General features: G+C 56.8%; 10 protein-coding genes and 1 other RNA gene. All 11 read right to left on the bottom strand.

Annotation, left to right across the window (positions count from 1 at the left end; genetic code table 11):
- The 11 genes from BEQ56_05230 to BEQ56_05180 all read right to left on the bottom strand — a co-directional run bounded on the left by BEQ56_05230 (position 1) and on the right by BEQ56_05180 (position 14,214).
- Positions 1 to 1,473 carry a hypothetical protein gene (locus BEQ56_05230; protein AOH42929.1) on the bottom strand — a complete coding sequence of 491 codons (1,473 nt, stop codon included), beginning with the start codon at positions 1,471 to 1,473 and terminating at the stop codon, positions 1 to 3.
- A 237-nt stretch (positions 1,474 to 1,710) separates the two neighbouring features.
- A complete protein-coding gene (locus BEQ56_05225) occupies positions 1,711 to 2,208 on the bottom strand; it encodes a hypothetical protein (protein AOH42928.1) in 498 nt (165 codons plus the stop codon).
- 81 nt (positions 2,209 to 2,289) lie between these two features.
- The gene (locus BEQ56_05220; protein ID AOH42927.1) at positions 2,290 to 3,744 is read right to left on the bottom strand and encodes a hypothetical protein; all 1,455 of its coding nucleotides are present in this window, start codon (positions 3,742 to 3,744) and stop codon (positions 2,290 to 2,292) included.
- Positions 3,741 to 4,430: a hypothetical protein gene (locus BEQ56_05215; protein AOH42926.1), complete on the bottom strand. Its 690-nt coding sequence runs from the start codon at positions 4,428 to 4,430 to the stop codon at positions 3,741 to 3,743. Before BEQ56_05215 ends, BEQ56_05220 begins: the two co-directional genes overlap by 4 nt.
- 32 nt (positions 4,431 to 4,462) lie before the next feature.
- The gene (locus BEQ56_05210; protein ID AOH42925.1) at positions 4,463 to 5,110 is read right to left on the bottom strand and encodes a hypothetical protein; all 648 of its coding nucleotides are present in this window, start codon (positions 5,108 to 5,110) and stop codon (positions 4,463 to 4,465) included.
- Complete coding sequence (locus BEQ56_05205; GenBank protein ID AOH42924.1) at positions 5,107 to 5,955, bottom strand: hypothetical protein; 849 nt, start codon at positions 5,953 to 5,955, stop codon at positions 5,107 to 5,109. The genes BEQ56_05210 and BEQ56_05205 overlap by 4 nt, the downstream gene beginning before the upstream one ends.
- A gap of 146 nt (positions 5,956 to 6,101) precedes the next feature.
- Positions 6,102 to 7,862: a hypothetical protein gene (locus tag BEQ56_05200; GenBank protein ID AOH42923.1), complete on the bottom strand. Its 1,761-nt coding sequence runs from the start codon at positions 7,860 to 7,862 to the stop codon at positions 6,102 to 6,104.
- A gap of 360 nt (positions 7,863 to 8,222) precedes the next feature.
- An RNA gene (gene rnpB, locus BEQ56_05195) (RNase P RNA component class A) lies at positions 8,223 to 8,619 on the bottom strand.
- A 156-nt stretch (positions 8,620 to 8,775) separates the two neighbouring features.
- On the bottom strand, positions 8,776 to 10,140 hold the full coding sequence (locus BEQ56_05190) for a hypothetical protein (protein ID AOH42922.1): 1,365 nt from the start codon (positions 10,138 to 10,140) through the stop codon (positions 8,776 to 8,778).
- Positions 10,141 to 10,207: 67 nt separating this feature from the next.
- Positions 10,208 to 11,653 (bottom strand): hypothetical protein, encoded by a 1,446-nt coding sequence (locus BEQ56_05185; GenBank protein AOH42921.1) that lies wholly within the window; start codon positions 11,651 to 11,653, stop codon positions 10,208 to 10,210.
- A gap of 95 nt (positions 11,654 to 11,748) precedes the next feature.
- A complete protein-coding gene (locus BEQ56_05180; GenBank protein AOH42920.1) occupies positions 11,749 to 14,214 on the bottom strand; it encodes a hypothetical protein in 2,466 nt (821 codons plus the stop codon).
- Positions 14,215 to 14,286: the final 72 nt, after the last annotated feature.

The raw sequence follows: 14,286 nt of genomic DNA, 5'->3' as shown, positions 1-14,286 counted from the left end.
TCACGCTTCAGCCCGCCGAATAACGGGATCGAGTTCGCCGAAATCAACGTCCAGTAAGCGGGGCTGGTCCAGCGTCAACCCGCCGACCCGCCCCGCCGAGCCTGTCATGAACGTGACCAGTCCGTCGGGAATATATCGGTCGTCCCAGCGCAGCCGGAATGTGTCGTAATGATAATGGCTGAGCTCAGCTCGAAAAGCCGGCGTCCGGACGAATTCGAGCCGAAGCTTTCCCGCTCGCGCTGAAACGACGATTTCCCCGGCGACGCTGTCGCAGAAAGTTCCGCAGTACGCTTCGAGCGCATGAAGCGGAGCCGTTCCCGCAATCCGTTCCGGAAGCTCCGTTCGATCGGGATTCGTTCGGGCGAACTCTGAATACGTTCGAACCCAATCTACCGGTTCCGCGCCGATCAGCCAGTCCTCGATCGTCATCAGGACGCTCTGATAGGCATATTGATTTTCACTGTTCGACAGGACGACGACGCCCGAACCGCGTTCCGGAAAGAGCGCGATCTGCCCGCGCATGCCGTCAACGCCGCCCGAATGATAAACGCGTTTCTCGCCGCCGTAACTGTCGATAAACCAGCCATACCCGTACGTCGCGAACGCCGGTTTCAGGCGCGGATGAGCAACTGGGACCAGGTCGCGGCCAACCATATGCGAGCGATGAAGCTCTGCGACAGACGCTTCGCTGAGGATCCGCTTTTCCCCCGCCATGCCGCGATTCAGGAACATCGCAAGGTACCTTGCCAGATCATGCGCGGTCGAATGAACCGAGGCAGCCGGCGCAATATTATCGTGACCCCGGTACGGAATGACGCTGGTTTGGCCCTGAATCAGGGCGTGGGGCGAGGCGATGTTGCCGATCGCCGAGGCGTCCCGCGCCGAAAGCGTTGGGAAGCTCCGCGTCAGGCCGAGCGGATCAAAAATCCGTCGTTGGATGAGGTCGTCCCAACGCTCGCCGCTGACCGCCTCGGCAACCAACCCGGCAACGAGAAATGTCACGTTCTGATATGCGAAACGTTCGCGGAAATCGCTGACCGGACGAAGAAAACGCAGCCCCCGAACGACCTCCTGCCGGGTCCGGTCAGACCCATACCAGATCGTCCCGCCCGCCTCGCTTCGCAGCCCGCTGTTATGGATCAGCAGATCTCGGACCCGGAACTCCCGGCTCGCGGTCCCGTCCTGCAAGCGGAAATCGGGGAGATAATCGCTGACGCGGTCGTCCCAGGATATTGCGCCCTGCTCGACAAGCCCCGCCAGGATCGCCGCCGTCATCGACTTTGACATGGACGCGATCGCGTACGACGTATCGGCGTCGACCGTTTCTTCCGCGCCCAATGTCCGCGTTCCATAGCCGGCTTCAAAAATGATCTCTCCGCCGCGAAGAATCGCCAAAGAAATCGCCGGCGTCTGAAATTCGCGCTGCGCTTCGAGAACGATTTTTTCCAATCGGGATTCCAGAAAATCACTCATGCGCCCTCCATTTTATCGGGTTAATTGTAATAGAGAGTATGCACAGCCGGAAAGCGCTGCATTCTCTTTAACAAACCTGTAGTTCCTCGTGATAGACGGCAGGTCAGTTTCCAAAAAACTTCTCTAAGACAATATCACAAACTAACCACATCATTATCCAATCGAAATTTATTTTGCCGTCATGGTTATCGCGTTTGGTTTTACGCTGATTATCCTGAACCAGAAAAGAGAACCGAGTTAATCGAACGCCGAATAATGCGTCAGGTCGTCCGTTTCGATTTCCAGAATACAGAAATTCCGCCGGTCGCGGCGCGCGCCGCCCAGCGCGCCTGGGTTAATGACCCGCGTCCTCCCGATCCGTTCGTCGCGGACGCGGTGCGTATGCCCCGTCAGGACGTAATCGTAACGCTGACTCTGAATTAACTGCGTCAGCGCCGCCAGCCGATGCCCATGGATCGCGGCGAACAGCTTCCCGTCGATCTCGCCGGTGAAGATTTCGCCGCTTCCGGAGCCCGGGCCAAACTCTTGAATCGTCAGGCTCAACCCGATCGAATCAAAATCATTATTGCCCAGGACATGATGCAGCGTGAAATCCCGGAAGAGCTCCGCCGTTGCGACACGGGTCATATCGCCGCAGTGAATCAGCTCGCGGACGCCCTCCTGCCGAAAGATTTCAAGCGCCTCTGACGTCCGCGGGCCATGATCATGCGTATCTGAAAGGATTCCAATTTTCATAAATGCGTCCCGTCATAATTCATTTTCGCAATCAATGATAACATAGCTGCGGAAAGCGGAAAGAGAAGAGGCGGAAGGGATTTATTCCCCGTATAGCTTCCGTTCGCCTGCGCTGCGTCGGTCGGCAGGGAACGAGAGCTCGAACGTCGTCCCCTTTCCTTTTCCCGCTGAACGGACCGCGATCGTTCCGCCCTGGACGATAGTCAGCGCTTTGCAGATCGAAAGCCCCAGGCCCATTTTCCCCGCGTTCGCGTCCCGCGCCGGATCGGCGCGATAAAAGCGGTCGAAAACGTACGGAATATCCGCGGGATCGATCCCGCTGCCCGTGTCGGTCACGGCGATTTTTACCCGACCGGCCTCCGTCTGCAGCAACAGCGTTATTTCGCCGCCGCGCGGCGTGTATCGAAGCGCGTTTTCAACCAGATTCTGGATCGTCTGACGGAGCCGTCCGGGATCGGCCGTCAGCGGCGCGCCCCCGCCGTCCGCAAAGCGCATCGTCACGCCCTGTCCGGCCGCAATCGGCTGATACGTGCTGTAGAGCTGGTCTAAGAGCTCCGCCGGCTGAATCGGCTCCGGCTGAAGCGTCAGCCCGCCGCCTTCCGCCTGACTCAGCGTCGTCAGATCGCTGACCAGCCGGCGCAGGTGATCCAGCTCCGTCTTGATGATTCGGATACGCTGCGGCGTGAGCTGAATCGTTTCATCCTCGACCATCTCGATATACCCGGAAATGATCTGGAGCGGCGTGCTCAGGTCATGCGTAATATCGGCGGTCAGCCGCTTGCGCTGCGAATCGACGCGCGCTAAATCCGCGCTCATCCGATTAAACGTCTCGGTCAGCTGCCCCAGCTCGTCCTTAGACGTAATTTCAACGTTCTGGCTGAGATCGCCGGCGGCCAATGCCTTCGACGCCAGCGTCAGCCGCCGGATCGGTTTCAGGATCCCGCTCGATATCAGGACGCCGAGAAAAATCGCCAGCGCCGCGCCGGATAACCCCGCCAGCGCCACCGCTTTCGTCATGCGGTTCAGATAGAGCTCTTCCTCACTGCTGAGCTTGAACTCGCGCTTTCGCTCCGGGACAATTCTGGCGATCGTCCGTCCGCCGGCCTCAACCTCGATCGCGTATTTCAGGAACTCCTCCGGAACCGTTTCCCCCGGGCCAGCCCCGTCCAGTGGAAGAATGACTTTTCCCTCCGCGTCGACCAGCCCGCAAAGCCCCCGCAGGTTCCCCGCCCGGAAATCCCCATGCATGTCCGGGCCTTCGTCCGGGGGCGGACCGCCGCCCGGGCCGCCGAACCCGCGGTTCGCCATCCAGAAACCTTCGAGCGTCCCATATTCCTGATAGTATGCCAGGACCGACGCTTTCAACGCTGCCGTTTCCTGCTCGACGACGAGACTCATTAAGGATTGCCCGCTGTTCAGATAGATAAAAACGATCACAAAACCAACGACAATCAGCGCTACCGCTAAGTAAGAGAGGATGAACTTCCCCCGGATCGAATCCCTGATCTCGATTTTTTTCACCCCGCGTCCTTTCATCCGGCGTTTTCGAGAAAACGGTACCCGATCCCGAAAACCGTCTCGATATAGACCGGCCGGTTCAAGTCGTCGCCCAGCTTGAGCCGGATATTGCGGACATGAATTTTCAGCGTCGCTTCCGATCCGCTGAACCCGTTTTCGATCAGGCGGATACTGAGATCGGCGCGCTTGACGACCTGCCCGGGACTGCGCATCAGCGTCTCCAGAACGAAAAATTCGAGCGGGGTAAAGTCGATCGGCTGCCCAGCCTTGAAAACCTTATGCGCCGCGCGGCTGAGCGTCAGCCGGCCGACGACAAGATCGTCCGGCTCTTCGCTCGCCGCCGCTGAACGCCGGAGCACGGCACGCATTCGCATCAGCAATTCGCGGAACCGGAACGGCTTGACGACGTAATCGTCCGCCCCCAGCTCGAAGCCCCGAACGATATCCGATTCCTGCTGCCGGGCGGTTACCATTATCACCGGAATATTCGAGCTGCGTTTCAGCTGCGTAATAAATTGGAAACCGTCCATATTGGGCATCATAATATCCAGCAGGATCAGATCAACCGGGCCATTCCTGAGGACGTTGAACGCCTCGACGCCATCCGAGGCGGCGACGACCGCGAAATCCTGCGTTTCGAGAAAATCGCGCAGCATCGCCTGCATATTCTTCGTATCGTCAACCACCAGAATTTTCCGAGCCATCGCCGCCCCCGCTGTCTGAAAAAGAAATCTGATTAATCGTCGTCATCCATATCGGACTTCACGGAAATCCGACTGTCCGAATTGTACTTCACGAGGCCCCTCTCGCCCGCGCCTTCCGTAAAAACTTCGATCGTCGCGGTATCGCGCATGAAATCCAGCTTTCCAATCCGGGCCCGCTTTATTTTCAGTCCTGTCCGCTTTTCGAGATCAGCGATCAGTTCCGGGTACCGCTCTGGAATGATCAGGTCGATCTTTTCATACAGGATCGTTTTCGAAACCTCATACCGGAACCCCCATTCCTTTTCAAGGACCCAGAGAACGAGCAGGACAATCCCGTTCGCAAGGATCATTTCCAGCCATTTCCGATCCGACGTCGCCGCCGAATTCATGACCGGAAGCGCGACGATAATAAACAGGTACGTCATTTCGCGGATCGGAATCGGATCGGTCCGATAGCGGAGCAGCGAGAAAATCGCGAAAAGCCCAAAGCCAATCCCCACGCCCATTTCAGAATCGGTCAGAATACTGATCACAAAATAAATAATCGTGTTGAACGCTAAAAAGGTAAACACATGCGACTTGACCGGCGAGGACGGATAATAAATCCAGCGGACCAGCGCGAACGCGACCATGAAATTAATCAAAAAACCAATAAAATATAAACTCACGTCTGACATCATGACGTCCCTCCCATCATCTTTTTTAATTGCAGCATGATCGGCTTCATCGCATTCTTTTTCACGCCGTCGTACAGCGCGTTAATCCCGACGGCGTATTTACTGAACGACTGCGCATGATAGCGATAGGCTTTCATCTGATTCGCAAACAACGAAGCCTGAGCCGAGCTCCCGGTTTTGACCTCCGCGACCGCGATCCGATCCAGATACAGCGCGTTTTCCGGCGTCAACAGCGAAATACCGACGTCGATCGTGACGCGCTCCTGTCCGGTTCGGCTGACGAGGGTCATGCGGCTGAAATTATTCCAGAGCTTCGCGCCGAGCCGCCGAACGTTTCCAGCCAGCTCGATTTCAAGGCGCTCGCCTCCCGCCGACATCTCAGTAAAAGATCCGATCGGCTCGCGCGTCTTAATCGTCCGCCCGTTATTCGTCTTGCGCTTGACTTCTAAAAAGGTCAGGCGCGATTCCGAGTATTCGCGAACGCGGACCTTATAACGGTTCTTCCGCAGCGTAACATGATTCGCATAAAGCTCGAAACCGTCGGTATCAAAATAAACCGTCCGGTAATGATTGAGCCGCGCTCCTTCAACGGATAAAATCCGATAATCGCCGCGAACCGACGCTAAAATCTCCGGAAGATCATGCAGCTTTAAAACGTATTTCCGATCGACCCGATCCATCAGCTTTACGGAATCCATTTCAGCGAGCGTTATCGCGTCGAAACGATCCGCGATCCTCTTCAACGTCGCGGTTTCACGCAGCTCCAGATTGTCCAGGCTGACCCGCGCGATCGTATCTGTTTGCGGGATGTGAACAGGCATGTTCATCGCCGCCTCCTTTCCCTCCAACTTTCCTTGTACATCCTGCGCTTATCATATCGGATCTGAAGGCGCGAATGGTTTAGGAACCGTATAGAAAAGAAAAAGACGCGTCCCGAAAGCCCGAAGGCCTCCGGAACGCATTCCCGTAAAACGCCTGCCCGACTCTTCCGCGATCAGCGCCGCCCCCCACCGGGACGGTCAAACTCGCCGGGGCCGCCAGGGCCCCCGCCAGGACCGCCAGGACCACTGCCAAAACCGCCGCTGCCGACCGTTGTAATATTCGACGTCAGTGTAAACGTCTCCAGCACGGTTCCTCCCGAATATTCCCCGTCGGGATAATATCCGAAAATCTCGCTGCCGCTGACCGTTCCGCCGACGGAAAGCGTATACGTCTCGCCGATCTCCAATTCGGGCGAAGAAAAATACAGCGCCTGCCAATCCGTCGTCGGCTCGAACGTCATCAGCCCGTTCCCATTCGCGTCGCCGATATGAACCAGCTCTCCGCCCGTTCCGCCCGAAACCGTAATCATTACCAGATTCTGCGCCGAGGCCGCGTCCGGGACCTGCGCCATACCCGCCGATCCGACGCTGATCAGCGTTCCGCCGTTAACCGTGAAGCTGCCGTTGACGTCCAGCGACCCGTTGCCGTTGCTCGTCGTCCCGTTGATCAGGACCAGTCCGCCGTTAATTTCCAGTCCGCCGTTCGAATCGAGGCTGTCGCCCGAAACCGTCGTCACCAGGAGCGTCCCGCCGTTAATCGTCAGCTTTCCGTCCGTCACCTCGAACCCTCCGCGGCCGAAGCCGAACCCGTCCTGGGAACCGCCGCTCCCGTCGGAAATATTGAGCGAGTCGTCCTGAGACGTAACCGTTACCGTTCCGTCGTTGAGCGTAATATCCGCCGCCTCCAGTCCCTCGTACGCCGTCCGGACCGTGACTGCGCCGCCGTCGATCGTCAGCGCGCTTTCGGCGCGAATTCCATCGTCCCCGGCGGAAAGGACAATTTCTCCGCCCTGGATCGCAATCGAGCCGTCGGAATGGATCCCGTCCTCGGCGGCGCTGACCGTCAGCGTTCCCGCTTCGATCCGGATATCGCTTCCGGCCTTGACGCCTTTGGCGGACTGATCCGAGGAGACGGACGACTGATATCCGCCGCCGCTCTGAATCGTCGCGGTCCCGCCGCTGACGATCACGCCGGTATACGCTGAAACGCCGTCTCCTGCGGCGACGATTTCGAGCTCGCCGCCCGAAATCGTAATCGTCCCTTTCGCCGCGTCCGAATCGTTATCGGATTTCAGCCCGTCTCCGCCGGCCGTTACCGTCAGCTTCCCGCCGTTCACCGTCAGCGCATCCTTACCGCGGATCCCGTCGTCAACCGCGGTAACGTTAATTGACCCGCCGTTAATCGTCAGCGTATCCTTGCCGTTGATCCCGTCGTTATAAGCGCCGGTCAGATTGAGCGTACCGGTCCCGCTGATCGTCAGGTCGGCCCTGCTGTAAAGCGCCGCGTTCGGTTCGTCGGTCTCCGGATCCGGAGAAACGGTTGCGCGCGCGTTAGAAAGGTTATTGACGCTCCCATCCGCTAAAACGATCTCCGTTTCTTTTCCGTTCAGAATCGCCAGCGGCGACCCGGTCGAAGAATGGATCGAAACGCCGTCGAAAATAAGAACGACGTTCGCGCCGTCCTCCGGATCGACGACGAGCCGACCGTCCGCGAGCTCGCCGGTCAGCCGATAGCTTCCCGCCGCGGATATCGTCACGGTCGACCCCTCGGCACTGACCGCGGACGAATCGCTGTCTGCGCTCGTTCCGGTGAAGCGGATCGTCTCCGCGTCCGCCGCGCCGGCCCCGTTAACGATCATGCCCGCGATGAAGAGTACGGCGGCCGCGTTCAGCGGCGCAATTCTTCGTAAAGCTTTGAATGGATTGATTTTCATCCTTTCCCTCCGTTTCCAATAAGCCTGATTTTATTGTACGGGATCGGCCGCTCATTTGGTTTAAGACTGGTATAGATAAAAAAAGATACCGAACCTCGATTCTGCATCTGTTTTTCCGGTTTTATATGCAGACAGGCTTCCCGTTTCTGCATATAAAACCGACGATTCATATGCAGATAAACGCAGGGGAACCCGAATCAACAGCTTTCAGCTTAGAATGACAGGCGGAGTTTTTACGTCATATGCGGAAATTTGATTACACGTTTTTATATAACGGCCTGCTTCCAGCTAAAAGCAGCCGCTGCCTGAAAGCGCAGACGTAAAAGAGCGACGGCGAGTCGCTCTTATCGGATTCATAAAAAAGCGGGTTGATCTATAAGCCGCATTCTGTTCAGAGGAGACCTCGAGTTCTCCCGCTGAGATGACCATCTCTCTGGGACGTACATTACTGCACGACTCTAGCAGCCTACCCGGAGCTTATATGGGGATCGAGCAGATCCTCGCCTGTACGCGACAGTCTTCGCTCCTGCTTGGCCTTGCTCCAGATGGGGGTTGCCTGGCCGCGATGTTGCCATCCACGCCGGTAGTCTCTTACACTACCTTTTCACTCTGACTCCGCTTCCGCGAAGCGATCTTTTTTCTGTGGCCCTGTTCCGGCAGGTTGCCCCGCCCCGGACGTTATCCGGCATCTTGCTCTAAGGAGTGCGGACTTTCCTCGGTATGAACCACGTCACACCGCGATCATCTGACCAACCCGGCATCTATATTTTACCCGAAATCTGAAAACTATTGAAAAAGATCCCGATTTTTCTTTCACCTCAGAAAAAAAACCATCGCGGCAGGCTTCTGAAAACGGAAGCTCTGCCGCGACCGGCTGCCTCTTTGAGGCTCTTTTACAAAATACAGAACCGTGTTACCAGTTTTCAATTTTATTTTTCGTCAGGTCAAACTCGCAAATCCGATCCGAACCGCTCATCAGCGTCCAGATGACATTGTTCGCCGGACTTTCAAAGAGATCGTCATAGCAGTCATCGCAAATCACCGTAAACGTTGCGGAATCCCCGGGCGAAACTGAATTGGCTAAATCATAGCGCTTGCCGACGCTGATATAACCGTCCGTCCAAAACCGCGCGCTCGTAAAAACGAGATCAACGTTATCTTTGGACCAGGTCGCGCTCCCGGTATTTTTCAGGTTGATCGTCATCTGGATCGCGTCGATCCCTTCAGGCATTCGAACGTCGTTGAAAACCGTTGAAACATGTTCGCATCTGAACTGCTGCGGCGGCGAAGCCGGCGGCGGGGGAGCGCTCCCGGCCTGGACTCGGATATCGACCCAGACGCCGTCTTTTCCGCCCGAGCCCAGCCCGAACAGCTGGCCCGACGGGCTGCGCATCAGCCAGTTCCCGCGGTACTTCCCGGAGGCCATCGGCGCGACCATCGGAACGGTAAGATCGACCGACTCGCCCGGATTAACGTTCCGCGTCAGCGGAACTCCCGCCGGCGCGTTCATCTGGTCCCCGCGCGCGAAGGACAGCTGGTACGCCGTCGACCAGACGCAGCTCCCCGTATTCTGGATCCGCCAGGTTTTCGTAAACGATTGCCCCGGCTTCATGACTGTCCCGTCCGGGATCGAAACGTCCGCGACAAAGCGGAACGATTCGCACGGCCTCGCCGTCGGAACGACCGGGGGAGGCGCAGGCGGAGCGGCTGGGGGGGCCGCAGGCGGAGCGGCTGGGACGGCTGGGTTCCAGACCGGCGCGCTCTGGGTCGGAACGACCGGGTTCCGCCCCGCCGCCGCCGTCTCCAGCGCCGAGATCGTCTGAGCCATCATCGTCTGCGCGCGGACCGCCGAATCGTTCCGCGCCGCTTCGAACGCCGCGATCGTCTGCCGCAGCTGCGCGGCCAGGTCGGCAGTCGGGGCGGGCGGGAAGAGCGCCTGAACCGTCTGATGGACCGCGATCGCGATTTCGAGATCCTCCGCCGACGGCGTCGCCGTCGGTTTCATCGCCTCCAACGTCCCGTAAACCGCCGTTTCGAGATTCTCCGGCTTCGGGAGCGGCGTCGGCGTCCCGGTATAGTAGGCCTCGACCGTCTGGTTGACGAAAACGCCGATTTTAATATCTTTAATCGAGACCGTCGGCGTCGGCGTAATCATCGCGTCGATCGTCTGTCTGACCATGGTCGCGATTAAATCCTGCGCGAACGCCCGGCTCGCCGGCCCAAACGTTATCAATCCGATAATCAGTATTCCAATGAAAAAGAATATCTTTTTCTTCATGTCGGACTCCTCTCTTTAATCTCTTCCAAACTTACATGAGGTTCGCAACCTCGCTCCGATACCCCCGTCATCGAATAACCGGCGGCCATGCAATCGTCGGTTCCGGGAAAAAATCCGGTAAATCGAGATTCAGCAGATCCTTATCGATTACCGTCAATGAGGTATCATTTATTTCAGGGAACCAATCCTGATCCTGAACTTCTTTGACAATATAGTTGTACGAAATATATTTCCGTTCATTCACAGGTGTAAACTCCCAATAAAGCCCGGGATAAGCCAAAATCCAATTCCCCCAGAATTCGCCTTCATAATAGAGCGCGTTCATTTCCATGGCAATATCGACCGTCTCGCCCGGATCGACATTATGCGGTATATATGTCTTCCAGGGAGCGTCCGAATCATATCCGCCGTCAAATTCCCAGTAAAATTCCGGCGTCCATGTGCAGGTGCTGTCATTCCGCACCCGCCAGATCTTCCGAAAATTCTGGTTCGGTTTCATGATCGTTCCGGGCGGAACCGTCACATGCTCAACCATTGTAAACCGCGTGCATTCGTCGGAATCCGGCATAGGCGTCACAGCGGGGGGCTGATCCTGAACTCCTTCGACAATATAGTTGTACGAAATATATTTCCGTTCATTCACAGGTGTAAACTCCCAATAAAGCCCGGGATAAGCCAAAATCCAATTCCCCCAGAATTCGCCTTCATAATAGAGCGCGTTCATTTCCATGGCAATATCGACCGTCTCGCCCGGATCGACATCATGCGGTATATATGTCTTCCAGGGGGCGTCCGAATCATATCCGCCGTCAAATTCCCAGTAAAATTCCGGCGTCCATGTGCAGGTGCTGTCATTCCGTACCCGCCAGATTTTCCGAAAATTCTGGTTCGGTTTCATGATCGTTCCGGGCGGGACCGTCACATGCTCAACCATTGTAAACCGCGTGCAATCGTCAGAATCCGAAAGCAGCATGTCCCCGTCCCTTCCGACAGGATTCGGAGACGGCATGTCCACACCCCGTCGGGCGGGAATCGGAGGCAGCATGTCCACGGCCCTTCCAACGGGATTCGGAAGGGGCATGTCCACGACCCATCGAGCGGTCATCAGGCAGTCCATCTCCAACGGGTTGCCAGGATAATAATCGAAAGGATGATCCAAATTCCAGACCTCGTCGCCGCTGTCATAAAGCACATCGCCAGTCTCCGGGTTGGTGAAACGGACGCTCCAGCCTCGGAACGAGGCGTTCTCTTTTATCGGTTCGATACGCTTCTCCTGATCCAGCCCGTCCGCCGGCATGTTTTGCCCTCTGAGGGCCGTTAACACATGCGGATCGATCGAAACCGCGTCCCAGTGCCCGCCGTTCAGGTCGTGACTGACGTACACCCACCAGGTCCCGTCTTCGCTGGAATCCGGTATCCACTGCGCCGCAGACGCGCCGCTGAAAACTGATCCGGCAACGGCGAGTACGACCGCCGCCAATCCGATCATCCATCCAAAACGTTTCGTTTTCATTTTTCCACCTCTTCTCTCTGTTCGATTCCGTGAATCGATTTCTAAATCATATTCCGAATCATATCCATCCGCCCGTTACCAGAACCGGGATCGGTTTACTTCCCCACGGGAAGCAATGACCATCGAGCGGTCATCAGGCACTCCATCACCCGTGGGTTTTCAGGATAGTAACGGAAAGGCTCGTTTAAATCCCAGATATGTTTGCCGCTGTCATAGATCACGTTGCCGGTGACCGGATCGGTGAAACGGACGCTCCAGCCCTTGAACCAAAGCCCGTCATAGCGAGGAGCCCAGTCAGCCGCTTTCTTTATTTCTTCCGTCGGTATGCTTTCGCCGATAGGCGCCGTTACCAACACCGGAAAAATCTGGGCGTCGCTAAACCCTCCGTTCAGATCAACATCGATATAGACGCCCCATTCCCCGTCCCGCGGCTCTTTCCATCGAGCGATCATCAGGCAGTCCATTTCCTTCGGGTTTTCAGAATAGTAATCGAATGGATGATCCAGGTCCCAGACCTCGTCGCCGCTGTCATAGATCACGCTGCCGTTAGCCGGATCGGTGAAACGGACGCTCCAGCCCTTGAACCGGGCCAGCTTTAGATAGGGATGCTTCGGCTTGATTTTCCTCTCCGGATCCAACGCACCGTCCGGCATGCTTCGACCGGCGACGCCTGTTATTGTACGCGGGGAAAGAGCCCCTTCCGGCGGCCATTTCCCGCCGTTCAGGTCATAGCTGATAACGACGCGCCAGGTATCCTCCGGGCCGGGCTGCGGAAACGACGCCTCCCCCCATCGAGCGGTCATGACACAATGCATATTCCGCGGGTTGCCAGGATAGTAATCGAACGGATGATACAGGTCCCAGATCTCGTCGCCGCTGTCATAGATCACGCTGCCGTTAGCCGGATCAGTGAAACGGACGCTCCAGCCCCTGAACGAGGCGCCTTCGTTTACCGGTTCGATACTCTTCTCCGGATCCAGCCCGTCCGACGGCATGCTCTGACCAACGGGGGCCATTAACACATGCGGATCGATCGAAACCGCGCCCCAATGCCCGCCGTTCAGGTCATGGCTGACGATGACGCTCCAACTCTCCGCGTCGGGGTCCGGAGGCAGCGCGTCCACGACCCATCTGGCAAGAAACCGGCAGTCCATTTCCGGCGGGTTGTCAGGATAATAATTAAAGGGAACGTCCAGGTTCCAGACCTCCTGACCGCTGTCATAGATCACATAGCCGTTGACCGGATTGGAGAAGCGGACGCTCCAGCCTGAGAATCTGTAGCCTTCCCTTGTCGGTTCGATACGCTTTAAGGCATCCAGGGGTATGCTTTGCCATTCGGGAGCCATCAGTTGTTTCAAACCCTCAAACTCCGACCCCCAGTGCCCGCCGTTCAGATCATAAATGATATCGATGCGCCAGAAATCGATCTCTGCCCTCGCATTCGGGTCCTCTTCCCATCTGGCGAGAAACCGGCAATTCATCTCCACCGGGTTGCCAGGATAGTAATCGAACGGATGATCCAGGTCCCAGATCTCATCGCCGCTGTCGTAGATCACGCTGCCGGTAGCCGCGTCGGTGAACCGGACGCTCCAGCCTTTAAACCTGTAGCCGGGTTTGAAGACGTTCGGGTTCTTCGCTCGATCCAGGCTGCCCCAAGACATGTTGTCGCCGATTTTAGCGGCTATCGTAAAATCAGGGATATAAGTTCCCCATTGCGCGTCTGCGTCAATCTCAAAAATGTTATGGACCTTCCACAGGTTGCTCCCTCCGACAATCTCGGGCACCGGCGATTTCCAGTTGGCGATCATCAGGAGATCCATTTCCCGCGGGTTGCCCGGATAGTAAGCGAAAGGTTCCGACAGGCTCCAGATAGAATCTCTTCCGTCGAAAACAATATCGCCGGTGGCCGTGTCGGTGAAAATGACGCTCCATCCCCCGAACGTACTGCCTGCTTTCTCTGGCGTATGTTCCATCTCGAATTCGAAAGCCACGAACATATCCACATTTTGACCAACGGGCGTGATGACGGTATGCGGCCAGGGCAGTGTACCGTTATATAATGACCCGCCTTTTAAATCATGATTGACATGGATCGTCCATGTACCCGTCTCGGGTCCCATAGACGACGCGCCCTCTGCCCATCGAGCGGTCATTACACAGTCCATTGCCCGCGGGTTGTTTGGATAGTAATCAAACGGATGATACAGGTCCCAGACCTCGTTGCCGCTGTCGTAGATCACGTTGCCGTTGGACGAATCGGTGAAGCGGACGCTCCAGCCGCGGAACGAGGCGTTCACTTTTATCGGTTCAATACTCTTCTCCTGATCCAGCCCGCCCGGCGGCATGCTCTGACCAACGGGGGCCGTTAACACATGCGAATCGATCGAAACCGCGCCCCAGTGCCCGCCGTTCAGATCATGGCTGACGTACACCCGCCAGGTCCCGTCTTCGCTGGAATCCGGTATCCACTGCGCCGCAGACGCACCGCTGAAAACCAATCCGACGACAATGAGGACGATCGCCGCCAATCCGATCCCCCATCCAAAACGTTTCGTTTTCATTTTCCACCTCTTCCCTCCGTTCGATTCCGTGAATCAATTTCTGAATCATACCTATCTGCCCGCATGAAGATT

The sequence above is a fragment of the Anaerolineaceae bacterium oral taxon 439 genome (assembly GCA_001717545.1).
GTDB lineage: Bacteria > Chloroflexota > Anaerolineae > Anaerolineales > Anaerolineaceae > Flexilinea.
Note: the sequence above shows the minus strand (reverse complement) of the source record. Positions and strands in the feature narration are given on the sequence as shown.

Excerpts from the sequence above, each read along its gene's own strand:
- BEQ56_05200 (AOH42923.1), bottom strand. The coding sequence starts at position 7,862 with ATGAAAATCAATCCATTCAAAGCTTTACGAAGAATTGCGCCGCTGAAC.
- BEQ56_05210 (AOH42925.1), bottom strand. The coding sequence starts at position 5,110 with ATGATGTCAGACGTGAGTTTATATTTTATTGGTTTTTTGATTAATTTC.
- BEQ56_05230 (AOH42929.1), bottom strand. The coding sequence starts at position 1,473 with ATGAGTGATTTTCTGGAATCCCGATTGGAAAAAATCGTTCTCGAAGCG.
- BEQ56_05180 (AOH42920.1), bottom strand. The coding sequence starts at position 14,214 with ATGAAAACGAAACGTTTTGGATGGGGGATCGGATTGGCGGCGATCGTC.
- BEQ56_05225 (AOH42928.1), bottom strand. The coding sequence starts at position 2,208 with ATGAAAATTGGAATCCTTTCAGATACGCATGATCATGGCCCGCGGACG.
- BEQ56_05215 (AOH42926.1), bottom strand. The coding sequence starts at position 4,430 with ATGGCTCGGAAAATTCTGGTGGTTGACGATACGAAGAATATGCAGGCG.
- BEQ56_05185 (AOH42921.1), bottom strand. The coding sequence starts at position 11,653 with ATGAAAACGAAACGTTTTGGATGGATGATCGGATTGGCGGCGGTCGTA.
- BEQ56_05220 (AOH42927.1), bottom strand. The coding sequence starts at position 3,744 with ATGAAAGGACGCGGGGTGAAAAAAATCGAGATCAGGGATTCGATCCGG.
- BEQ56_05190 (AOH42922.1), bottom strand. The coding sequence starts at position 10,140 with ATGAAGAAAAAGATATTCTTTTTCATTGGAATACTGATTATCGGATTG.